This window comes from Curtobacterium sp. MCBA15_009 (assembly GCF_001864895.1).
Classification (GTDB): domain Bacteria; phylum Actinomycetota; class Actinomycetes; order Actinomycetales; family Microbacteriaceae; genus Curtobacterium.
Genome location: NZ_MJGO01000041.1, coordinates 265889 through 287870, shown reverse-complemented (window position 1 = coordinate 287870; position 21982 = coordinate 265889). Strand labels below are relative to the sequence as shown.

Sequence of the window (21982 nt, the reverse complement as noted above, 5' to 3'; positions counted from 1 at the left end):
AGGTCCTGCTCTCGGGTCGGTTCACGTGGCGATCGCCTCCGCCCACCAGCGGTGGTCGGCGAGCACCAGGTACCAGGCGCGCCCCTCGGCGTCGACGAGCTGCAGCCGGTGCAGTCGGCGTCCGCCGGACTCCCACCAGCGCACGACGAGCGGCCACGGCCCCGCCCACGCGGAGACCGCCGAGAACCCGCCCCCGCGGTCGCCCTCGGCACGGAAGTGCTCCGGCGGGCCGGACAGCACCCCGCGCTCGTCGACGTCGACGCTCGCGCCGCCGGCGGTGACCACGTCGACCGGGCGGGGACGTTCGAGGACCGTGGCCGGTGGCGGCCCCGGCAGCCTGCCCGGCCACGGGCGGTCGCGCACGGTGGCCAGCGCGCGCTCACCACCCGCGGGCGCATCGCCCCACGGGACGAGCACCACGCGCTCCGACAGGGTGCGACCGCCGCCGATCCTGGGGCTGACGACACCGTCGTGGCCGACCATGCCCTGGATGCGGGCGAGCCCGTGGTGCACGCGTTCGTCGGGGCCGGCGCCCCACAGCCCGCGCTCGTGGTTCGCCACGTCGTCGACCGCGACGGGTTCGAGCACGACCGACGTGACCGGCGCCTCGAGCCCGGTCGGGTCGACCCCGCCGGCGAGCTGCCACCGCACCCGGTCGACCACGTCGGCGGCGTCGAACCAGCGCGGGTGCGCCCAGGTGCGTTCGAGCAGGACGTCGCGCTCGTCGACGATCCCGACCCGGATCGTCGTCGCGACGAGTCCGGCGGCCCGGAGCCGGGCGTCGAAGTCGTCGGCGGAGCGCCGGAACGCGAAGGCGATCTGGTCGGCACGGTCGAGCGGCGGCTCGAAGGACGCCTCGACCCGGAGCTCGGGCGGGACCTCGCGTGCCGCGACCTCGCGCGGATCACGGCCGCCGGCCAACCGGTGCAGGAACGCCCCTGCCACCCCGAAGCGGTCGCGGACCTGCTCGTCGCTGAGCGCCGCGAAGTCCCCCAGCGTGCCGATGCCGAGCCGGTCGAGCACGGTCGCGAGCTCGGGGTCGCCGAGGACGCCGAGGGGCAGGTCCGCGAGGAAGTCGGCCGATCCGGACACGGGCACGATCCGCACGCGTTCCCCGGGGCGGAGGGGTCGCGCGCGTGCCGCCTGCTCGGCGGCGAACGGGGTGTCCGCCACCCCCGCCCGCACCGCAGGCGCGCCGTGGTCGGCCGCGATCCCGGCGAGCGTGGCCGCCGCGGCGCGTTCGCCGCCGTAGTACCGCGCGGGACCGCGCGAGCGCAGGGCGAGGGTCCCCGGCCGCACGACCTCGACCCCCGGCACGGCTGCCTCGACCGCACGGATGACGGGTTCGAAGGCGCGGTGGTCGAGGGCGTCGTCGTAGGGCTGCACGACGAGTTCCGTGCAGCGCGCCTGCGCCTCGCGCACGCGGAGCCCCCGGACGACACCGTGCTGCCGGGCCGAGGCGGAGCTCGCGAACACGAGTCCCTTCGACACGACCGCGAAGGGTTGTTCCGGGGGCTCCCCGGCGGCGCGGGCAGCCGCGATCACCGGCCAGTCCGGGCACCAGAGCACGACGGTCCGGGTCGGGGGCGGTTCCGGCACGGCACCGCCGCGGGCGATCGCGTCGGCGCGGATGCGACCGCGGGCGATCACGACGCCACCGCCACCGGGCGCAGGACCCGCCCGTCGCCGGAACCGACCGACGGCACGGGGACCGCGGCGCGGACCGCGCCGTCCGCAGCGGGCAGCAGCAGCTCGGTGCTGGTCGGCCGCACCGCACCGGCTCGCCCGGTGGCCGTCACCGTGGCGCGGCGCTCGGTCAGGTGGCCGTGCCCCTGCCCGATGCCGCTCCACGTCGAGGACGTGACCCGGAGCGTGACGTCCGCTCCTGGCCAGGCGCCGAGCGCGACGAGCGCGCCGCCCCGCTGCCGCAGCCGGGCGGACAGCCGGGCCACGTCACCGGGGACGACCCGACCGAGCGGCCGGGTGAGGACGATCTGCGCGACGTCGGCCATCGCCGCCGTCACCGCGAGCCACTGGTCGCCCGGGTCGGGGACGAGCACGAGCCGTTCGAGGTCGATCCCCGCGGCGGCCGCGGCTTCGACCCCGAAGGACGGCACGCCCACCACCGCGCACCACGCGCCCGCCGCTGAGGCCGCCTGCAGCATGGTCATCGCGAGCAGCACCGACTCGGGCACGGCGTACGTGCCACCCACGCGGATCGCCCCGCCGGGCAGCAGCGGTTCGAGGGCCGGTGCCGTGGGCAGGCCGGCGGTGTCGACCCGGGTGGACTCCATGTCGGCGACCCGGGAGCGCAGCGACGTGATGCGGTCGAGGGCCGCGCGAGCGTCGCCGAGGTGGTCGTTCCCCCGCCGTGCACCGCCGCCGCCGCGTGCTGCACCGTTCCGCCCGCCCCGGTCGGGGACGGGCGACCGGAGTGCGGCGGCCGTCTGCATGCCCTCATATTCGAACATGTGTTCGATGATGTCAACCGCGTCCGACATCCGTGGACAGCCCTGGTCGAACACGCGTTCGACACGCCGTGGCTGTGTCGACGAAGCGCCGATGGAGTGCCGACGACGAGCTCCATCCTGCCCGGGACGGCCGACACGCGCCCCGGAAACGACAGCGCCGGGCACCCTCGTGACGAGGGTGCCCGGCGCGTCAGACGGACGGGTGCGTCAGTCGCGGGGGCGTCAGTCGCAGGGACGTCAGCCCGCAGCGACCCGGAACGTCACCTCGACCGTGGTCGGGGCAGCACCACCGGTCGGGGTCTGCGTGGTCCACAGGCGGTAGTCGCCGTTCCCGAGGTCGAAGTCGGCCGGCACGGACCACGTGCCGTCCTCGACCGTGGTCGTCGCCACCTGGCGGCTCAATCCCTTGACGACGATCAAGGCACCCTCGGCGCCCGTGCCCTCGAACACCGGACGCTTCGACGTCACCGTCGCCCCCTCGGCCGGCGCGGTCACCACCACCGGCGCGACGGCGGCGTGCCGCACGGTGAACGTCACCTCGGCCGTGGTCGGCTCCGCGCCGCCGGTCGGGGTCTGCGTGACCCAGAGACGGTAGTCACCGTCGCCGAGGTCGAAGTCGGCCGGCACCGACCACGTGCCGTCCTCGACCGTGGTCGTCGCCACCTGACGGCTCGACCCCTTCACCACGATCGTGGCACCCTCGGCACCCGTGCCTTCGAACACCGGACGCTTCGACGTCACCGTCGACCCCTCCGTCGGCCCGGTCACCACCAGCGGCGCGACGGCGGCGTGCCGCACGGTGAACGACATCTCGACCGTGGTCGGCTCCGCACCACCGGTCGGGGTCTGCGTGACCCAGAGCCGGTAGTCCCCGTTGCCCAGGTCGAAGTCGGCCGGCACCGACCACTTGCCGTCGACCACCGTGGTCGTCGCCACCTGACGGCTCGATCCCTTGACGACGATCGTGGCGCCCTCGGCACCGGTGCCCTGGAACACCGGACGCTTCGACGTCACCGTCGACCCCTCCGTCGGCCCGGTCACCACCACCGGCGCCACCGGCGCCTCGTCGTCCGAGGTGAACCCGATGTCCTGCATGACGGACGTCCGCCCGTCGCGCGTGGTCTGCGTGAACGTCAGCTCGTGCGAGCCGGCGGACAGGTCTGCCTGGGCGGACCAACTGCCGACACCCGCCTTTGCGCCCGACGCCTCGACCGAGAACAGCTCCGTCCCGTCGGCGTCGCGCGCGGTGACCGTCGCACCGGCCTCCGCCCGACCCGTGAACGTCTGCGTGCCCGGTACGAAGGAGTTCTCGTGGTCGGTCACCCCGTCGACCGACAGCAGACGCGGCAGGGCGGTCCGCTCCGAGATCTTGCCGAACTGCATGGTGGCCATGTCGATCTGCTGGTCGGTGGAGTCGGACCCGATCTGGTACGAGAACCCGCCGTCGGGGTTCGTCCCCGCGACGACACGGTCGCCGTGCAGGAACCAGATCGCGCCGGGCGCGTGCGCGTCGCCGGTGACCAGGATCTCGCCGTTCGGCAGGTTGAAGACGTCGCGGACCGTCGGAGCGGCGATGTCCGCGTCCTCAGGGGCGGCGATCAACTCGACCGGGGTGGACTTCGAGGGACCGTCGTCGGACTCCGAAGCGACCTGCGCGGTGGCTCCGACGTGCGACCCCGGGACCGTCAGCAGGAAGGCACCGTCACGGACATCGGCGGTGTACCGGTCCTCGCCGACGGTGGCGACGACCGTGCGGGTCCCCTCCCCGCCCACGGAGCCGCGCAGGAAGTACTCGCCCCGCACGCCGCGGTCGATGTCGTCCACCGTCGGCACGGCGGCGACCGACGGCAGGTAGCGGACGTCTGCGAGGACCGTCGGGATGCCGGACGGCGTCGTCTGGGTGAACGTGATCGTGTGGCTGGTGTCACCGAGGTCCGCGTCGGCCGACCAGCGCACCGACGCCGCCCGGGACGACGGCACCTCGGCGCGGAACAGCTCGGTGCCGTCCACGTCGGTCGCGGTGATGGTCGCTCCCGCGGTCGCCGTGCCGCTGAACTCGTGCTGCCCCGGCGTGAAGCTCGTCAGCTTCGTGTCGACGCCGTCGACCTGCAAGGTCCGCGGGAGCACGACCGGCTCGGAGCGCCGCGCCGTCCCGTCCACGGTGCGTTCCGCGACGATGGTCAACTCGGTGTCGCGGTACCGCTCGCCGACGGCGATCGAGAAGAACCCCATGCCCGCGGGCCAGGCGCTGACGACGGTGTCACCGTCGAGCACCTCGACGCGGTCCGAGTTCGCTGTCCCGAGCATCCGCTGCGTGCCGTTCGCCTCGGTGTCGATGCGCTGTACGACGGGTGCGGGGATCGACGCATCGGTGACGGTCGACGAAACGCGTGTGGTGGGGGACGGAGCAGGGGCCGCGACGGCGCCGGACGCGCCGATCGTGCAGCTCAGGCCGACCGCGATGACGACGCCGAGCGTCGTCAGGTGTGCTGTGCGTGGGATTGCCAAGTGTGACTCCTCGATGTGGGGACGCCGCAGAACGCGACCCGGGCATCGTAGCGCACCGTATTTCACATATTGATGGTCCAGGATGTGCTCGCACCGACCGCCCCGAGCACCGAACGCGTCTTCGTCTCGACCTCGTCCGCCTCCTGCGCCGCGTCCGATGACCACGTCACCGCTCCCCCGGCGCCGAGCGTCCGCGACCGGACGACGCCGTCGGTGTCCACGACCGTCACCAGTGTCCGGATCACCACCGAGAGGTCCACCGCCCCGCTCGCCGAGAAGTACCCGATCGCCCCGGAGTAGACGCCGCGCGGTGCACGCTCGAGCCGGTCGGCGATCGCCGTGGCGCTGGTCTTGGGTGCACCGGTCATCGACCCGGGCGGGAAGGCCGCGCGCACCACCTCCGCCCGCGACGTGCCCGTCGGTAGTTGCGCGCCGATCGTCGACACCAGCTGGTGCACGCTCGCGTAGGTCTCGACGTCGCACAACCGCTCGACGTGCACCGAGCCGGGCAGCGCCGTCCGCAGCAGGTCGTTCCGCAGCAGGTCGACGATCATCACGTTCTCGGCCCGGTCCTTCGCACTCGCCGAAAGCTCGGCCCGCACGGCCGCGTCCGCCGCGGGGTCGGCGGCGCGGCGGCGCGTGCCCTTGATCGGCTCCGCCGTCACCGCCCCGCCGGCGTCGATCCGCAGGAACCGTTCCGGCGACCGGCTCGCCACGCGCAGCGTGCCGAGCCGCAGGTAGGCGCCGAACGGCACGGGGTCCGCCGCGCGCATGCGCAGGTACTCGACCAGGTGCGGGTCCGTGCCGGGGGCGATCCGACCCTCCCGTCCGTCCGTCAGGACGAACGTGGTGGTGAGGCACACCTGGAAGGCGTTGCCCTCGCGGATCTCGGCGCGGCACGCGTCGACCGCGTCCTCGTAGGCGGCGCGGCCCACACGGCCGGTCGCCGTCCCGGCCAGGAGGCCCGTGGGCATGTCCCCGGGACCGGCCTCCGTCGACGACGTGGGCACCGTCCGGAGCCACGCCCGGTTCGACGCGCTGGCCGGGAGGCTCGTGGGCACGTCCCCGGGACCGGCCTCCGTCGACGACGTGGGCACCGTCCGGAGCCGCGCCCGGTTCGATGCGCTGGCCGGGAGGCTCGTGGGCACGTCCCCGGGACCGCTCCCCGTCGACGACGTGGGCACCGTCCGCAGCCACGCCCGGTTCGACGCGCTGGCCGCCGGTTCCGCGTCCGCGACGAGCGCGAGCGCCCAGGCGACCCCGGCTCCGGCTCCGGCTCCGGCTCCGGCCCGGTCGACCACGACAGCGCGGTCCACGAACCGCAGGTCGGCGTCGGGGTGACCGTCGGCGGTGCGGTCCGGGCCGCCGGACTCACGGCCGAGCTCGTAGCCGAGGAACCCGGTCCAGCCGAGCGCGAAGCCGCAGCCGTCGACCGGTTCGGGCAGCACGGGCGTCGCCGCCAGCAGGTCGGCGAGCACGGCGAACGCCGGGCGGTCACCGGACCACGACCGGCCGAACCAGCGTGCAGCGGGTGCGGGGACCGCGACGTGGGCCCGTCGCGCCTCGTGCCGGAAGCGTGTCGAGAACGGGCCGTCGGTCCAGGCGAGCACCGACCAGCGGGCCCGTGGGCGTGCGGTGTCCGGGGCACCGTCCGGCAGGGACGAATCGAGCCAGACGACGTCCGCGGTCGACGCGGCGGCGAGGGCGGCGAGGTCCGGAACGGCACCGAGTCGACGGACCTCGATGCGGACGGTCCGGTCGGACCCGGTCAGACCGCGGCGATCGTCCATGCTGCGGCGTGCGCCGACCCCGGGGCCAGGACGACCAGGCCACGGTCGACGCCGTCGTTGAAGGCATCAGGGGCGCACGTCATCGGTTCGACGGCGAGTCCGGCGCGGTGGTACGCGGGGACGACGTGGTCCGCCGTGTGCACCTGGACCCACGGGCACGCCGCGTCGAAGGCGACGCGCACCCCGTGGCCGTCCGCAGCGATGACCGTGACGGCGGCGAGGCCGTCGGCGTCACGGTCGAAGCCGGTGAACGCGTGGTCGACGAAGCGGTCGCCGATCAGGGTGGGGATGCGCAGGTCGAACTCGTCGTGCACGGGCACCAGGTCCGTCGGGATGAGCCGGTCGGGGGTGACCTCGAGCACCTCGGCGGCCGGGAGCGTGAGCGTCCAGTCGTCCACCGTGCCGTCACCGGCGACCAGGTACGGGTGCGGACCGGTGCCCCAGGGTGCGTCGTCGGCACCGGTGTTCGTGCCCGTGACGGTCGTGTGCAGGCCCTCGGCGTCCAGGCGGTACTCGACGTGCACGTCGACGCGGTGCGGGTACCCCTGCTGCGCGGGGATCGTCGTGCCGAGCAGCACGCGGTCGTCGTCGTGCGCGAGGACCGCGAAGTCGGTCCAGGCGACCAGCCCGTGCAGGGCGTGGTGCCGCGCCGGTTCGGTCAGGGCGAGCTCGTGGTCGACGCCCCCGGACGTGTAGGTGCCGTCGACGATGCGGTTCGGCCAGGGGGCGAGCACGGCGCCGCGGAACACCGGGCGGACCTCGTCGGCGTCGAACGGGACGACCAGGTCGCGCCCCTCGTGACGCAGGGTGCGCAGCGTCGCTCCGACCGAGGCGACGTCGGCCGTGTACCCACCGGCGGTGATCGTCAGCGGGGTACCGGACAGGGGCGCATCGTTGCTCATGCGCTCAGCGTATCGGCCGGGATCGCACCCGAGCGCCGCCGACGGGCCCCTGTGGAGAACGTGTCCTGGAACGACGGAACCCCCGCCGTTCTGGGGAACGGCGGGGGTTGTTGGTGGATCTGAGGGGACTCGAACCCCTGACCCCCTGCATGCCATGCAGGTGCGCTACCAGCTGCGCCACAGACCCGGAAGGTGTTGCTCCGTGCCGACCGGTTCCCCGGAGGCACCAGTGAAGCGTACACCATGCGAACGCCGGGTGACGAAATCGCAGCCGTCACCCGGGCGCGTCGCCGGTCAGGCGGTGTGGTCCACCGGGAGCTCGAGCGGGATGGTCGGGCAGTCGGCCCAGAGTCGCTCGAGCGAGTAGTACTGGCGGTCCTCGTCGTGGAAGACGTGCACGACGATCTCGCCGAAGTCGATGAGGATCCAACGGCCCTCGCTGCGGCCTTCGCGACGGAGGGTCTTCGCCCCGAGCTCGAGGAGACGTTCCTCGACCGCGTCCGCGATCGACTGCACGTTGCGTTCGTTCCGACCGGTCGCGAGCAGGAACACGTCCGTGAGCTGCAGCGGCCCGGTGACGTCGAGCGCGACGAGGTCCTCGGCCTGTTTGGCGTCGGCCGCGAGTGCGGCGGCCTGCACGAGTTCCAGTGCGCGGGTGGAGGCGGTCACGGATTCCTTCCGGTCGTCGAACCGACGGTCGTCGGCTCGCTTGATGGGTCCCGATCATAAGCCACCCCGCCGACACGCGGCCAGGCCGCGGCCGACGGGGCGTCGGGACCGGTGGTCGGGGACGAGGGCGTCAACCGCCCATGTGGGTCGTCAGCAGGGCGACGATGATGACGCCTGCCGCAGCGATGCCGACGCCGCCGACCGCGATCCCGAGGATCACCGGGGTGCGGGACTCCTTCGGCTTCGCGGCCGCGAGCACGACCTGACGCGTCGAGGTGTGGCTCGACACCGCGCGGCTGGCGCGGACCGGGCTGGCGTCCGTCTCGGGCTGCTCGTCGTGCTGCTCGAGCAGGCGGTCGACCTCGGCGCCGTCGATCGGCCGGTGCGACCCGGTCGAGGACAGCGACGCCGGCAGGTCGATCGACCCGGTGAGGATGACCTCGCCCGTGGCGTTCAGGGCGCCGGTCGGGTCGGCGAGGGCCGAGTTCGGCAGGATGATCGCGTTGGTGTTCGTCACCGCGACCCGGCGGGCACCGGTCTCCTCGTCGTGGACCTCGGAGTCGTTCGAGTCGTGGGCCTGCTGCGACCAGTGACCGGCGGGCGGCGCGAACGCCGTCGTCACCGGCTTGGGCTCGGTCGGGCGCTGCGACGCCACGGGTGCGTCCTCGGTGGCGGCGGCGGCCCCGGGCAGCGGGACCTCGTTCGTGTCGTCGTCCTCGGCGTCGAGCGAGAGCGGGAAGACCGCGGGCGTCGACGCGGTCTGCACCGGCGGTAACGTCACGGCGGGGGTGGCTGACTGCGGTCGCGGAGCGGCGCCGTCCGACGTCGACTCGTCGGCAGCATCGCTGTCGGTGTCGTCGTCGGTGTCGTCGTCGGTGTCGTCGTCGGCGGCAGCGTCGGTCGTGTCCGCCGGGGCGGCGACGGGCGTCGCGGCATCGCCGTCGGCCTCGGACGGCGGCGACCACGTCGACCGGTGGCGGCGGGGCTCCTCGGCGTGCGCGGCGGCCTCGTCGAGGGGCTCGAGCGCATCCGGCGACCCGTCGGCCTCGGTGGCCTGCGCCACGGCGGCCTGGTCGAGCACCGGGGACGGCTCGGCGGTGTCGGGGGTGCTCCGCTGCGCGGTGCCCGGGTCGATGGTGTCGACCGAACCGAGGACGTCCTCGACCGTGCGGTCGGACGACTGCGGCGTCGGGTTGCGGAGCGGGACGGGCTGCACGGCCTGGCTCTCGGCGGCACGGAGCTGTCGGAGCTGGCGGCGCGTCAGGCCCCCGCTGCCCGGGACGATGTCCGTGGCGGAGTCCGGCGGGAACGGTGGGACACCGGGAGCCGACGAGGGCGTGCCCGGAGCGGACGACGACGGCGCCGCGCCGGTCGGCGCCGGCGCGGCGTGGGAGCCGGGCCGGGCACGGTCGGTGGTCGACCCCTCGGGGGCGGCGACGGTGGGCGGCGGCGTCACGGGCTGCGAACCGGCTGCTGCGGCACGCTCCCGCTCGCGCGCCTGGCGCCGCGACAGGGGCGGCTGCGCGTCGGACGAACTCATGCAACGCTCCGATACAGATGGTGCTTCGAGATGTACTGGACGACACCGTCGGGGACCAGGTACCAGACGGGGTGTCCACGCCTCACCCGGTCACGGCAGTCGGTGGACGATATCGCCAGCGCGGGGACTTCGAGCAAGCTTACGTCCCGTTCGGGCAATCCGGTGATGCTGAGGGCGTGTCCCGGACGCGTCACGGCGACGAAGTGCGCGAGGTCCCACAGACCATCGTGGTCTTTCCAGTCGAGGATCTGCTGAACGGCGTCTGCGCCGGAGATGAAGACGAGCTGCGCGTCCGGCCGCTGCTCGTGCAGGTCGCGGAGCGTGTCGACCGTGTACGTGGGGCCCGGCCGGTCGATGTCGACCCGGCTGACGGTGAACATCGGGTTCGACGCGGTCGCGATGACCGTCATCAGGTACCGGTGCTCAGCGTCGGTGACGCCGGACTTCATGTACGGCTGACCGGTGGGGACGAAGACGACCTCGTCCAGGTCGAACGCGCGCGCCACCTCGGACGCCGCGACCAGGTGGCCGTGGTGGATCGGGTCGAACGTGCCACCCATCACCCCGATGCGCGGCCGTCCGGTGCTCTCGAGCATCGGGTCTGCGGTCAGTGGTCGGCGCGGCCGAACTCGTCGACGCCCGACTCGTGGTGCCGGGTGGCCTCGAACTTCTGGGAGTGGCGGTAGGCGACGTCACGGAAGCTCCAGGTGACGAAGCCGAGGAAGATGAAGAACAGCGCGCCGACGAGCGGGAAGACGAACGCGGGGGCCCCGGAGGCGTGCTCTGCAGCTTCTGCGAGGATGGTCATCGTTCGTGCTCCGTTCGGTCGGGGAAAGACGCCGCTCAGTCTAGCCGCGGATCTGGCCCTGCCCGCGCACGATCCACTTCGTGCTCGTGAGCTCCGGCAGGCCCATCGGCCCGCGCGCGTGCAGCTTCTGGGTCGAGATGCCGACCTCGGCCCCGAAGCCGAACTCGCCGCCGTCGGTGAACCGTGTCGACGCGTTCACCATCACGACCGCGGAGTCGACCGCCGCCAGGAAGCGCTCGGCGGTGTCCACGTCGTTCGTCACGATCGACTCGGTGTGGTGCGTGGACCAGCGGGCGATGTGCGCCATCGCGGCGTCCACGTCCGGCACGACCCGGATCGACAGGTCGAGGTCCATCGACTCGGTCCCCCATTCCTCGTCGGTGGCGCGGAGCACCCCGGGGATGATCGCGCGCGTGGCGTCGTCGCCGCGGAGCGTGACCCCCGCGGCCCGGAGCCGGTCGGCGAGCACCGGGAGCAGGCGCTCGGCGGCCTGCTCGTGCACGAGCAGGGTCTCGAGCGCGTTGCAGACGCTCGGGCGCTGCACCTTGCTGTTCAGCACGATGTCGACCGCGCGCTGAGCCGGGGCCGACGCGTCGAGGAAGACGTGCACGACGCCCGCACCGGTCTCGATGACCGGCACCTGCGACTCGGTGACGACGGTCTGGATGAGCGAGGCGCTCCCCCGCGGGATGAGCACGTCGACGAGCCCGCGTGCGCGCATCAGCTCGGTGGCGCCGGCGCGGCCGAACTCGTCGATGGTCTGCACGAGGTCGCGCGGCAGTCCGACCGAGGCGACGGCGTCCTGGATGCGCGCGACGAGCACGGCGTTCGTCCGCTGCGCCGCCGAGCCACCCCGCAGCACGACGGCGTTGCCCGACTTGAGCGCCAGCGAGGCGATGTCGACCGTGACGTTCGGACGGGCCTCGTAGATCGCGCCGACGACGCCGAACGGCACGCGGACCTGGGTGAGCTGCAGGCCGTTCGGCAGCTGCGACCCGCGGACGTGCTCGCCGACCGGGTCGGTCAGGCCGACGACGTGCTCGACCGCGGCGGCGAGCGACTCGATCCGCGCGGGGTCGAGCCGGAGGCGGTCGACGAGCCCGGAGGACAGGCCGCTCTCCTCGCCGGCGACGAGGTCGCCGTGGTTCGCCGCGACGATCTCGGCCGTCGCGGCACGGACACCGGCGGCGATCGCGAGCAGGGCGGCGTCCTTGACCGCCGTCGTCGCCGTCGCGAGGGCCGACGACGCGGTGCGGGCCGCGACGAGCTTGTCGGTCAGGGTCGGGGCGGTCGCGGTGGTGGACATGCACCAAGGATAGGTCGGCGCACACCGACGTGACGGACCCCGCCGGCGGTCAGTCGCGGGGTGCTGCCGCGAACCAGGTGCCGACGTGCTCGCCCGCGAGCGCCCGCTCGACGAGTGCCGTGGCGGTCACCAGGACGGCGGTGCCGGCCTCGGCGGCGAGGCGGGCGGCGGCCACCTTCGTCCCCGCTCCCCCGGTGCCGACGCCGGCGGCGCCGATCGAACCGAACGTGACGCCGGCGAGCTCGTCGCCGAGCGGGACCTCGTCGATGCGCTCCGCACCCGGCTGCTCCGGGGGCTTCGTGTACAGCGCCTCGACGTCGGACAGCAGCACGAGCGCGTCGGCCCCGAGCAGCCGCGCCACGAGTGCGGCCAGCCGGTCGTTGTCGCCGAACCGGATCTCGTGGGTGGCGACGGTGTCGTTCTCGTTGACGATCGGCAGCACCCGCAGGGCGAGCAGCCGGTCGACGGCGCGCTGCGCGTTCGTCCGGTGCGTCGGGTTCTGCAGGTCGCCGGCGGTGAGCAGGATCTGTGCCGCGACGACGCCGTGCCGGTCGAGCTCCTGCTGGTACCGGTACATGAGCACGTTCTGCCCGGTGGCCGCGGCGGCCTGCTGCGTGGCGAGGTCGTCCGGTCGACCCTCGAGCCCGAGGAACGGGAAGCCGGTGGCGATCGCGCCGGACGAGACGAGCACGACCTCGGTGCCGCGCCCGTGCGCCGCCGCGAGGGCGTCCACGAGCGCGGCGATCTGCCCGGTGTTGTCGCCGCTGACCGAGGACGAGCCGACCTTCACCACGATCCGTCGTGCACGCGGGATGTCCGCACGCGTCGTGACGCGTCCCGGCCCGGTGCCGGCGGTCGTCTCGGTCATGCGGCGATCAGCCCCGGTCGTCGGTGGTCGTGCCGGCGGGCTCGTCGTCGTCGGCCCAGAGACCGGCGATGCGCTCCTGCTCGAGCTCCGCGCGGGCGGCGGCCTTGGCGTCCATCCGCTCGAAGTACTCCTCGCGGCGTTCGTTGCGGGTCGGCCGCGAGGTCGCGCCGATGCGCGCGTCGGTGCCGCGGGCACTCGTGATGAGCTCGGCGGTCGAGGTGAGCGTGGGCTCCCAGTCGAACACCATGCCGCCGTCGCCGCCGATGACGACGGTCGACCCGGCGACGGCACCGGCCTTGAACAGGCCGTCCTCGACGCCGAGCTTGGCGAGCCGGTCGGCGAGGAAGCCGATCGCCTCTTCGTTCGTGAAGTCGGTCTGCTGCACCCAACGCTCCGGCTTCGCGCCGCGCACGCGGTAGAAGCGGTGCTCCTCGCCGCCCTCGGCGCGGACGGTGAAGCCCTGGTCGTTGACCGCGCGCGGGCGGATGACGATGCGCTCGGGCACCGGCTCGGCGGCGCGTGCGGCACGGCCCTGCTCGACGACGTCGGCGAGGGCGAAGGTGAGCTCGCGCAGTCCCTTGCGGGACGCGGTGGAGATCGGGAAGACGCGGTAGCCGCGCTCCTGCAGCTCGGCGGTGACGAACTCGGCGAGCTCCTCGGCCTCGGGCACGTCGACCTTGTTGAGGGCGATGAGCTGCGGACGCTCGAGCAGCGGCACCTGGCCCTCGGGCACCGGGTAGCGCTCGAGTTCGCCGAGGATCACGTCGAGGTCGCTGATCGGGTCGCGGCCCGGGTCGAGCGTGGCGCAGTCGATCACGTGCAGCAGGGCCTCGCAGCGCTCGACGTGGCGGAGGAACTCGAGACCGAGGCCCTTGCCCTCGGACGCGCCCTCGATGAGGCCGGGGACGTCGGCGACGGTGAACCGGCTCTCACCGGACTCGACGACGCCGAGGTTCGGCGTGAGGGTCGTGAACGGGTAGTCCGCGATCTTCGGCTTCGCGGCGGAGATCGCGGCGATGAGCGAGGACTTGCCGGCGCTCGGGAACCCGACCAGGGCGACGTCGGCGATGGTCTTCAGCTCGAGGCTGACGTCCCCGGCCCAGCCCTCGGTGCCGAGGAGCGCGAACCCGGGGGCCTTGCGCTTCGTGGTCGACAGCGCGGCGTTGCCGAGGCCGCCCTGGCCGCCGGGCGCCACGACGACGCGCATGCCCGGCTCGGTGAGGTCGGCGATGACCTCGCCCGACTCGTCGTACACGACGGTGCCGATCGGCATCGGCAGTTCGAGGACCTCGCCGCTGACGCCGCTGCGCATGTCGCCCATGCCGGGCTGCCCGTTCTTCGACGACCGGTGCGGCGAGCGGTGGTACCCGAGCAGGGTCGTCACCTGCGGGTCGGCCACGAGCACGATGTCGCCGCCGTCACCGCCGTTGCCACCGTCGGGCCCGGCGAGGGGCTTGAACTTCTCACGACGGACCGACACGCAGCCGTTGCCGCCGTTCCCCGCGGTGAGGTGCAGGGTCACGCGGTCGACGAATGTCGCCATGGGTCCACTCCTGGAAGGTCGTCGCGCCACCGGCGCAAATGAAAAACGGAGGGGCGGGCACTCGGCCCGCCCCTCCCGCTCAGAACGAGCGCAGATCAGATCGTCGCGACTTACGCGTTGACGATGTTGATGACCTTGCGGCCACCCTTGGTGCCGAACTCGACCGAACCGGCCGAGAGGGCGAACAGCGTGTCGTCGCCACCGCGGCCGACGTTGGCGCCGGGGTGGAAGTGGGTTCCACGCTGGCGGATGATGATCTCGCCGGCGTTGACGACCTCGCCACCGAAGCGCTTCACGCCGAGGCGCTGAGCGTTCGAGTCACGACCGTTGCGAGTGGAACTCGCACCCTTCTTGTGTGCCATGAGTGGACTCCCTTACGCGATCTTGGTGATCTTGACGCGGGTCAGCTCAGCGCGGAAACCCTGACGCTTCTTGTACCCGGTCTTGTTCTTGAACTTCTGGATGATGACCTTCGGACCGCGGAGGTCGTCCAGCACCTCGGCGGTGACGGTCACGTTCGCGAGCTCGGAGGCCGCCGACGTGATCTTGTCACCGTCCACGAGGAGCACGGGGGCGAGGTCGATGTTGCCCTGGTCGTCCGCCTTGACACGGTCGACGGTCAGGATGGTGCCGACCTCGACCTTCTCCTGACGGCCGCCGGCGCGCACTACTGCGTAAACCACGTGGAAATCCTTACGTAACTCTGCTTGAGGGAAGTCTCGGGTGCCCACTTCTGCACGAGCGGCTCCCGGAGGCCGGGCCCGATCGGCGACGCAGGCAGAACGGCCCGCTGACACCAGGGATCGAGAATACTCGATCACCATGGGTCCGGTCAAACGGCGACACACGTACCATTGCACGGTGACCGTGTTGATCGACCCACCGACGTGGCCCGCCCACGACACACTGTGGTCGCACCTCGTCAGTGATGCATCCTACGCGGAACTGCACGCCTTCGCCGACCGGGTCGGCGTGCCGCGTCGCGCGTTCGACCACGACCACTACGACGTGCCGCTCGCCCGCTACGACGAACTGGTCGCCGCGGGGGCGTCCGCGGTCACCGGTCGTGAGCTCGTGCTGCGCCTGATCCGCAGCGGCCTCCGGGTGCCGCAGCGCGACAAGCGCGCGCACTGACCGCAACCCGGACCGACGTCGACCAGCACGGACGGCAACCAGCACGGCTGGCAACCAGCACTGACGGCAACCAGCACCGGCGGCAGCGCGCACGGACGGCAGCGCGCACGGACGGCAGCGCGCACCGCCGTCCGTGGTCACCGACGGACGGCGCGCGCCCTGCCCTGGTCCGGACCGGACGCCGGACGGGAGGCCCGTGGCGGCGTCCGCCACGGGCCTCCCGTCCGTGCCCGGCACCGTCTCCGGGGCGCGCCCGCCCTAGTGGGCCGGTGGCGGCGCCCAGGGCGGCTGCTGGCCCGACTGGCCCTGCTGCCCGGTGGACGGCCCGTACGGGCCGGAGGCGCGCTGCTGCGGCGGCTGCGGCTGCGCGGCGGAGGGCTGGACGGTCGACGGCGGGACGGCGTCGGCCGGTCGGACCGTGCCCGGCTGTCCGGGCGCACCGCCCGTGCCGCGACCACGCCGAGGTCGTCCGAGCCAGAGCCAGGCGGCGGTGGCGGTCGCCAGGAGCATCACGGTGAACGGCAGGCCGTTCCGCAGCGGCGTCGTGAGGACGTCCACGACCAGCCGGGACGCACCGGACCCGACCGCGGCGAACGATCCCGTGAAGACGCCGACCAGGGCGAGCGCGACCGTCCCGGCGGCACCGGCGAGCACCGCCCGCAGGAGCACCGTCGGCAGCGGGCTGCGGCGGGCGATCGGCGTGAGGAACGCCAGGGCCAGGAACGCTCCGGCGTAGAACGGGAACGGTGCCAGGAAGACCCCGTCCGTGAAGCTGCCGAGCAGGTCGGCACCGGGCCCGTAGCGCGAGAACGGGTGGACGACGAGTGCCGTGCCGAGCAGCCCGACCGCTCCGGAGACGAACTGCACGAGGACCAACGACACGACGGCGATGAGCGCGCCGGTCGTGTTCGTGACCGAGGCGCCGGGCGCGAACGCGCGACGCGGGTCCCCGGCGGGACGGGACCTGCGCGGCGGGCGTGGGGGCGCGTACGGCCCCCCGGCGCCGGGCTGGCCACCGTACGGCGGCACCGCCCCGGCCGACTGCGCGGGTGCCGGTGGCACCGGCGGTGCGGGCTGGGACCAGCCCGCACCGTAGTACCCGCGGTCGCGCTGCGGGTCGCCGGGGTTCGCCATCGTCAGTCCCCCGTGACCACGGAGCCGTCTGCGTCGGTGTCCGTCGCCGGCGCGCTGATGCTCGGCGACGACACCCGGCGGGACCGCGAACGGCCCTGCCCCGGCTGCTTCGGCTCGGGCAGCGCCTGCAGCACGGAGTCGAGCAGGGACTCGGCGTCCGGGGCGACCTGGCGCGGCTCGCGCTTCGGTGCCGCGCTCAGCGGGATGTCGAGGATCGCCACGGTGTTCTCGGTCGGGGTGACCGGGGCACTCGAGCTCACCCGACGACGCCCCTGGGCCCTGGCGGCCTTCGGCTCGGCAGCGGGCGCAGCGGCGGGCGCAGCGGCAGCGACCGGCGCAGCGGCGACGGGCGCCTCGGGGGCCGGGTCGGCCGCAGGGGCGGCAGGGGCCTCGGGCGCCGACGCACCGGCGTCGATCGTCGCGGCCTGCTGGTCGGTGCTGGTCGTCGAAGCCTGCTGCTCTGTGCTGGTCGTCGAGGCCTGCTGCTCGGTGCTGGTCGACGAGGCCTGCTGCTCGGTGTTCCGGCTGCCACGGCCACCGCGACGGCGACGCTTCGACCCGGTCGGCTGCTCGCCGTCGGACGGAGCGGACACCGGGGCGTCCGCCGACGTCGGGGCGGCCGGCGAGGCGACACCGGCGGCGTCCTGCTCGTCGTGCGCGATGGTCGACGCCGCGATCCGCGACAGCGCGTTCTTCACGTCGTCGGTGATCTGGTGCGCCTGGGTCGCGTGCGACGACTGCCCGTTCGAGCCGGAACCGTTCGACGAGCCCGAGCCGTTCGACCCGTTGCCGCCGTTGCCGTTGCCGTTGCCACCGGCACCGCCACGGCCCTTGCGACGGCCCTTGCTCGGACCCGGGTCGGCGTTGTTGTCGTTGATCTTCGCGTTGACCTCGTCGAGGGACTCGCGCAGCCCGACACCGATCTTCTTGCGGGTCATCTGCACGAGGCCGAGCGAGGTGATCTCGGCGACCTGGTGCTTCGTGCGGTCGCGGCTCAGGCACTCGACCAGGCGGCGGAGCACGAGGTCGCGGTTCTCCTCGAGCACCATGTCGATGAAGTCGACGACGATGATGCCGCCGATGTCGCGCAGGCGGAGCTGGCGGACGATCTCCTCGGCGGCCTCGAGGTTGTTCTTCGTGACCGTCTCCTCCAGGTTGCCGCCGGAGCCGACGAACTTCCCGGTGTTGACGTCGACGACCGTCATGGCCTCGGTGCGGTCGATGACGAGCGAGCCACCCGAGGGCAGCCACACCTTGCGGTCGAGCGCCTTGTCGATCTGCTCGTTGAGGCGGAACTCCTCGAAGGAGTCCGGGCCCTCGTAGCGGACCACGCGGTCCTTGAGGTCCGGCGCGACCGCCGACAGGTACTCGTCGATGGTGCCACCGGCGGCCTCGCCGTCGATGATGAGCTTCGTGAAGTCCTCGTTGAAGACGTCGCGGACGATCTTCACGAGCAGGTCCGGCTCGGAGTGCAGCATGACCGGGGCCTGGCCGCCGGCGACCTTCTTCTGGATGGCCTCCCACTGGCTGGTCAGCCGCTGCACGTCGCGGGTCAGCTGTTCCTCGGTCGCGCCCTCCGCAGCGGTGCGCACGATGACGCCCGCGTGCTCCGGCAGGACCTCCTTGAGGATCTTCTTGAGGCGGGCACGCTCGGTGTCCGGCAGCTTGCGCGAGATCCCGTTCATCGAGCCGTTCGGCACGTAGACCAGGTAACGGCCGGGCAGCGAGACCTGGCTGGTGAGGCGGGCACCCTTGTGGCCGACCGGGTCCTTCGTGACCTGCACGAGCACCTTGTCGCCCGGCTTGAGCGCCGCTTCGATCCGACGGCCGTGGCTGGTGTCGACCGAGTTCCAGTCGACCTCGCCGGCGTAGAGCACCGCGTTGCGGCCGCGGCCGATGTCGACGAACGCCGCCTCCATCGAGGGCAGCACGTTCTGCACCTTGCCGAGGTACACGTTGCCGATGAGCGACACGTTCTCGGACTTGGTGATGTAGTGCTCGGCGAGGATGCCGTCCTCGAGCACGCCGATCTCGATGGTCGACGAGCTCGACCGCACGATCATCTGGCGGTCGACGCTCTCGCGACGGGCGAGGAACTCGTCCTCGCTGACGACCTGGCGGCGGCGGCCGGCGTCACGGCCGTCGCGACGGCGCTGCTTCTTCGCCTCGAGGCGCGTCGAGCCCTTGATGCGCTGCGGCTCGGTGATGAGCTCCGGCTCGCGTCGGCGCGGCTCCTGGTGGTCGCGGGGTTCGCGGACCTCGCGGTCCGCGCTGCTCCCCCGACGCCGCGAGCGACGGCGCGGTCCGCCCTGCTCGTCACGGTCGTCGCGGTCGTCCCGCTCGTCGCGGTCGTCCCAGCGGTCGTCACGGTCGTCACGCTCGTGCCGCGGCGCGCGCTGGGGCAGCTCCGGCAGGACCGGGGCGTGGAAGATCAGGCTGAGCGTGCTCGTGGCCTTCGGCACGTAGGGCTCGTCGGCGGGGGCGGCGGGTGCGCTCGCCTCGGCCGTCGGCTCGGCACCGTCCGGACGGGAGGCACCACTCGCCTCGTCGGCGTCCGCTGCGGTCGCCGCCGGCTCGGCCTCGACCACCGGCAGGTCGCCCGTCAGGGTGCTCACGTCGTCGGGCTCGCCGCTCTGGGCGGCGACCGGCTCGACCGCGACGGTGACCGTCCCGGTGTCCGTCGACAGCACCGTCGGTGCGGCCGCGTCGGCGGACGCCGCCGTGGTGTCGGGCGCCGTGGTGTCGCGCGTCGTCGTCCCGGCGTCCGCACCGTCGGTCAGCGCCGGCGTCTCGTCGACGGAGGTCGACGGGACGGCGCTCCCGGGCGCCTCCTGCCCGGACGACCGGGCGCGGCGTCCGCCGAACAGGCGGCTCCGGCGCTTCGGCGCGTTCTCGTCGTTGGTCGTGTTGTCGTTGTTCTGCTCCACCATGAACTGGCGCACTCCTCGGCCCCACTCGCACCCTGTCGGGTGGCGGGAATTCTGTCGTTGTGGCGGGCGGCGTCGACGCCCCCGCGCTCGCTGTCTCGTGGTCGGTCGCGTCAACTTCTGGTGCGTCCGCGCGCGTTCCGCCCCGGGCACCCGGCCCGGACCGGCTCGGCGTCGGAGTGACGCTGGCCCGACCACAGTGCGCTCTCACCGCACCCGGTCGTCCGGGCACCGCCTTTGAGGGGCGCCGCCCGGAAAGCTCTCATCGGTGTGCGGTTGCCCGCACGACCTCCAGGAAGTATCGCACGCCCCGCCAGGAAAGGACCGGAAGCCGCATGCGATGATGACGGCGTGACCACGTCTGTACGCACCACTCGTCGTCCGATCGCGATGGCGGTCTTCCTCGTCGTCACCGGAGCGGTGTCGCTGTACGCGGCCTTCCGGCTCGTGCTCGACGAGTTCGCGAAGTACGAGAACCCGAAGGCCGTGCTGAGCTGCGACGTCAGCCCGTTCGTGAACTGCTCGCAGGTCATGACGAGCTGGCAGGGCCACCTGCTCGGGTTCCCGAACCCGCTCATCGGCGTGATGGGCTTCGTCGCCCCGATCGCGGTCGGGGTCGTGCTGCTCGCCGGGTTCCGCGGCTCACGGTGGTTCTGGATCGCGTTCAACGCCGGGGTGTTCCTGGCCTGGGTGTTCGTCACCTGGCTGTTCACGCAGACCGTCTGGGTCATCGGCTACCTGTGCCCGTGGTGCATGCTCGTCTGGTCGATGACGATCCCGATGTTCTGGGTGCTGACGATCTGGAACGCCGCACGCGGCACCTTCGGCGCCCGCCTCGAACGCGTCGGCCGGGTCCTGCTGCCCTTCTGCTGGACGTTCCCGCTGGCGAACTACCTCGTGGTGATCGTGTCGATCCTCATCGTGTTCCCGACGGTCCTCACCACCCTCTGACCCCGCTGCCGACCCGGTCGGCACGGTGCCGGTCCGGTCAGCGAACGCGACGGCCCCCGCTTCCTGGTCGGGAGCGGGGGCCGTCGTCACGCGGGCCGACCGGGGTCGTCCGCGGTCGGGTCACTTCGCAGCGGCGTCGATCTGCGTGATGACGTCGCCCAGGCTGTCCAGGCGCTTGCCGTTCACGACGATCGTCGGGGTGCCGAAGCCCTGGGCGCCCTTGAGCGAGTCGTCCGCGAGCACCTGGTTCGTCGACTTCGTCACCCAGCCCTTGAACTGCTCGTTCGACAGGCACTCGGAGACGTCGGAGCCGGTCGCACCGCCCGCCTTCACCAGGTCGGCGATCTCGGCGTTCGTCAGGCCCTTGGTGCCCTCCTGCGGCTGGTTCTCGAAGAACTGGGTCTGCACGTCGAGGAACTTGTCCGGCGCGTAGTTCGCGACGCACATCGCCGCGTTCGCGGCACGGCTGGCGTAGCGCGAGCCGTTGTAGCTGCGGTCGAGGATCGACACCGGCCGGATGGCCAGGGTCGCGTCGCCGGACTTCACCTTGTCGAGGATCTGGTCGGCGTAGGTCGCCTCGAACTGCTTGCAGACCGGGCAGGCCCAGTCGACGTACTCGGTCACGGCGACCGCGCCGTCGGCGTTCGACGTCGGCACGGCCGAGGGGCTGCCCTTCGCGGGGACGGCCTTCGTGGTCACCGGGGTGACGTCGCCGCCCTTCCCGGTGAACTGGATCGCGCCGGTGGCCATGTTCGCCGGCCCGGCCGCGGAGACGGCGGGCGCGTTGTTCACGTTCACGACGACGATGCCGATGATCGCGGCGATCGCCACGATCCCCAGGCCGATGCCGCCCTGCAGGAACCACTTGTTGCGGCGCTTGCGGCGCTTCTCGGCGTCGGCACGCTGCCGTGCGACCTCACGGGCGTGCTGGCGACGCTCGTTCTTGGTGGGTCGGTCGTTGTTCGTCATCTCGTCCTCCCGAGCGCTCAGGCGAACCAGAGCGCGAGCTCGCGCTGGGCGGACTCGGGGCTGTCGGACCCGTGCACCAGGTTCTGCTGCACCTTGAGGCCCCAGTCGCGGCCGAGGTCACCACGGATGGTGCCGGGCGCGGCCGAGGTCGGGTCGGTCGTGCCGGCGAGCGAGCGGAACCCGGCGATGACGCCGTTGCCCGCGAGCCGCACCGCGACCACGGGACCGGACTGCATGAACTCGACGAGCGGTTCGAAGAACGGCTTGCCCTGGTGCTCCTCGTAGTGCGCGTCGAGCAGGTCGCGCGGTGCGCCGAGCATCTTCAGGTCGACGATCTCGTAGCCCTTGGCCTCGATCCGGCGGAGGATCTCACCGGTGAGCTGGCGGGCGACGCCGTCGGGCTTGACGAGGACGAGGGTCTGTTCGAGATCGGTCACGCAGTACTCCTGGGGTCGTGGTCGA

At 72.8% G+C, this 21982-nt stretch carries 20 protein-coding genes and 1 tRNA gene; 2 read left to right on the top strand and 19 right to left on the bottom strand.

Features of this window, described 5'->3' with window-relative positions; genetic code table 11:
* Nucleotides 1-21: 21 nt before the first annotated feature.
* The 15 genes from BIU97_RS17035 to rplU all read right to left on the bottom strand — a co-directional run bounded on the left by BIU97_RS17035 (nt 22) and on the right by rplU (nt 15088).
* Entirely contained in the window at nt 22-1650 is a 1629-nt protein-coding gene (locus BIU97_RS17035; protein WP_083404695.1) for a DNA polymerase Y family protein, read from the bottom strand.
* A complete protein-coding gene (locus BIU97_RS17030) occupies nt 1647-2471 on the bottom strand; it encodes a hypothetical protein (RefSeq protein ID WP_175472101.1) in 825 nt (274 codons plus the stop codon). The genes BIU97_RS17035 and BIU97_RS17030 overlap by 4 nt, the downstream gene beginning before the upstream one ends.
* Before the next feature lie 237 nt (nt 2472-2708).
* Nucleotides 2709-4979 (bottom strand): Ig-like domain-containing protein, encoded by a 2271-nt coding sequence (locus tag BIU97_RS17025; RefSeq protein ID WP_071257425.1) that lies wholly within the window; start codon nt 4977-4979, stop codon nt 2709-2711.
* 62 nt (nt 4980-5041) lie between these two features.
* Entirely contained in the window at nt 5042-6769 is a 1728-nt protein-coding gene (locus tag BIU97_RS17020; protein WP_071290527.1) for an anthranilate synthase component I family protein, read from the bottom strand.
* Nucleotides 6748-7671 carry an aldose 1-epimerase family protein gene (locus BIU97_RS17015; RefSeq protein ID WP_071257398.1) on the bottom strand — a complete coding sequence of 308 codons (924 nt, stop codon included), beginning with the start codon at nt 7669-7671 and terminating at the stop codon, nt 6748-6750. The genes BIU97_RS17020 and BIU97_RS17015 overlap by 22 nt, the downstream gene beginning before the upstream one ends.
* Before the next feature lie 111 nt (nt 7672-7782).
* Nucleotides 7783-7858, bottom strand: a tRNA-Ala gene (locus tag BIU97_RS17010).
* Between the two features lie 107 nt (nt 7859-7965).
* A complete protein-coding gene (rsfS, locus tag BIU97_RS17005; RefSeq protein ID WP_071298188.1) occupies nt 7966-8340 on the bottom strand; it encodes a ribosome silencing factor in 375 nt (124 codons plus the stop codon).
* Between the two features lie 130 nt (nt 8341-8470).
* The gene (locus tag BIU97_RS17000; RefSeq protein ID WP_071298187.1) at nt 8471-9880 is read right to left on the bottom strand and encodes a hypothetical protein; all 1410 of its coding nucleotides are present in this window, start codon (nt 9878-9880) and stop codon (nt 8471-8473) included.
* Entirely contained in the window at nt 9877-10476 is a 600-nt protein-coding gene (nadD, locus tag BIU97_RS16995; protein WP_071257384.1) for a nicotinate-nucleotide adenylyltransferase, read from the bottom strand. Before nadD ends, BIU97_RS17000 begins: the two co-directional genes overlap by 4 nt.
* Before the next feature lie 11 nt (nt 10477-10487).
* On the bottom strand, nt 10488-10688 hold the full coding sequence (locus tag BIU97_RS16990) for a hypothetical protein (RefSeq protein ID WP_071257365.1): 201 nt from the start codon (nt 10686-10688) through the stop codon (nt 10488-10490).
* A 40-nt stretch (nt 10689-10728) separates the two neighbouring features.
* Complete coding sequence (locus BIU97_RS16985; RefSeq protein ID WP_071257362.1) at nt 10729-11994, bottom strand: glutamate-5-semialdehyde dehydrogenase; 1266 nt, start codon at nt 11992-11994, stop codon at nt 10729-10731.
* A 49-nt stretch (nt 11995-12043) separates the two neighbouring features.
* Nucleotides 12044-12862, bottom strand: a complete 819-nt coding sequence (gene proB, locus BIU97_RS16980; protein ID WP_071257357.1) for a glutamate 5-kinase — start codon at nt 12860-12862, stop codon at nt 12044-12046.
* Between the two features lie 7 nt (nt 12863-12869).
* Nucleotides 12870-14405 (bottom strand): GTPase ObgE, encoded by a 1536-nt coding sequence (gene obgE, locus BIU97_RS16975; RefSeq protein ID WP_071257354.1) that lies wholly within the window; start codon nt 14403-14405, stop codon nt 12870-12872.
* A 110-nt stretch (nt 14406-14515) separates the two neighbouring features.
* A complete protein-coding gene (gene rpmA / locus BIU97_RS16970; protein ID WP_071257351.1) occupies nt 14516-14767 on the bottom strand; it encodes a 50S ribosomal protein L27 in 252 nt (83 codons plus the stop codon).
* A 12-nt stretch (nt 14768-14779) separates the two neighbouring features.
* Complete coding sequence (gene rplU / locus BIU97_RS16965) at nt 14780-15088, bottom strand: 50S ribosomal protein L21 (protein ID WP_071257328.1); 309 nt, start codon at nt 15086-15088, stop codon at nt 14780-14782.
* A 178-nt stretch (nt 15089-15266) separates the two neighbouring features.
* On the opposite strand from rplU, the gene BIU97_RS16960 reads away from it, so the two are divergent.
* Complete coding sequence (locus BIU97_RS16960) at nt 15267-15539, top strand: DUF4031 domain-containing protein (protein ID WP_071257324.1); 273 nt, start codon at nt 15267-15269, stop codon at nt 15537-15539.
* Between the two features lie 258 nt (nt 15540-15797).
* On the opposite strand, the gene BIU97_RS16955 is transcribed toward BIU97_RS16960, so the two are convergent.
* Both BIU97_RS16955 and BIU97_RS16950 read right to left on the bottom strand, forming a co-directional pair.
* On the bottom strand, nt 15798-16673 hold the full coding sequence (locus tag BIU97_RS16955) for a hypothetical protein (RefSeq protein WP_071257321.1): 876 nt from the start codon (nt 16671-16673) through the stop codon (nt 15798-15800).
* Nucleotides 16674-16675: 2 nt separating this feature from the next.
* Complete coding sequence (locus tag BIU97_RS16950; protein ID WP_071298199.1) at nt 16676-19603, bottom strand: Rne/Rng family ribonuclease; 2928 nt, start codon at nt 19601-19603, stop codon at nt 16676-16678.
* A gap of 348 nt (nt 19604-19951) precedes the next feature.
* Between BIU97_RS16950 and BIU97_RS16945 the strand changes: the two genes are divergently transcribed.
* Entirely contained in the window at nt 19952-20551 is a 600-nt protein-coding gene (locus BIU97_RS16945; protein ID WP_254783031.1) for a vitamin K epoxide reductase family protein, read from the top strand.
* 120 nt (nt 20552-20671) lie between these two features.
* Here BIU97_RS16945 and BIU97_RS16940 read toward each other — a convergent pair whose 3' ends face one another.
* Nucleotides 20672-21520, bottom strand: coding sequence for a DsbA family protein (locus BIU97_RS16940; protein WP_071257315.1), 849 nt, complete (start codon nt 21518-21520; stop codon nt 20672-20674).
* Between the two features lie 17 nt (nt 21521-21537).
* On the bottom strand, nt 21538-21957 hold the full coding sequence (gene ndk, locus BIU97_RS16935) for a nucleoside-diphosphate kinase (RefSeq protein ID WP_071257312.1): 420 nt from the start codon (nt 21955-21957) through the stop codon (nt 21538-21540).
* Nucleotides 21958-21982 lie beyond the last annotated feature (25 nt).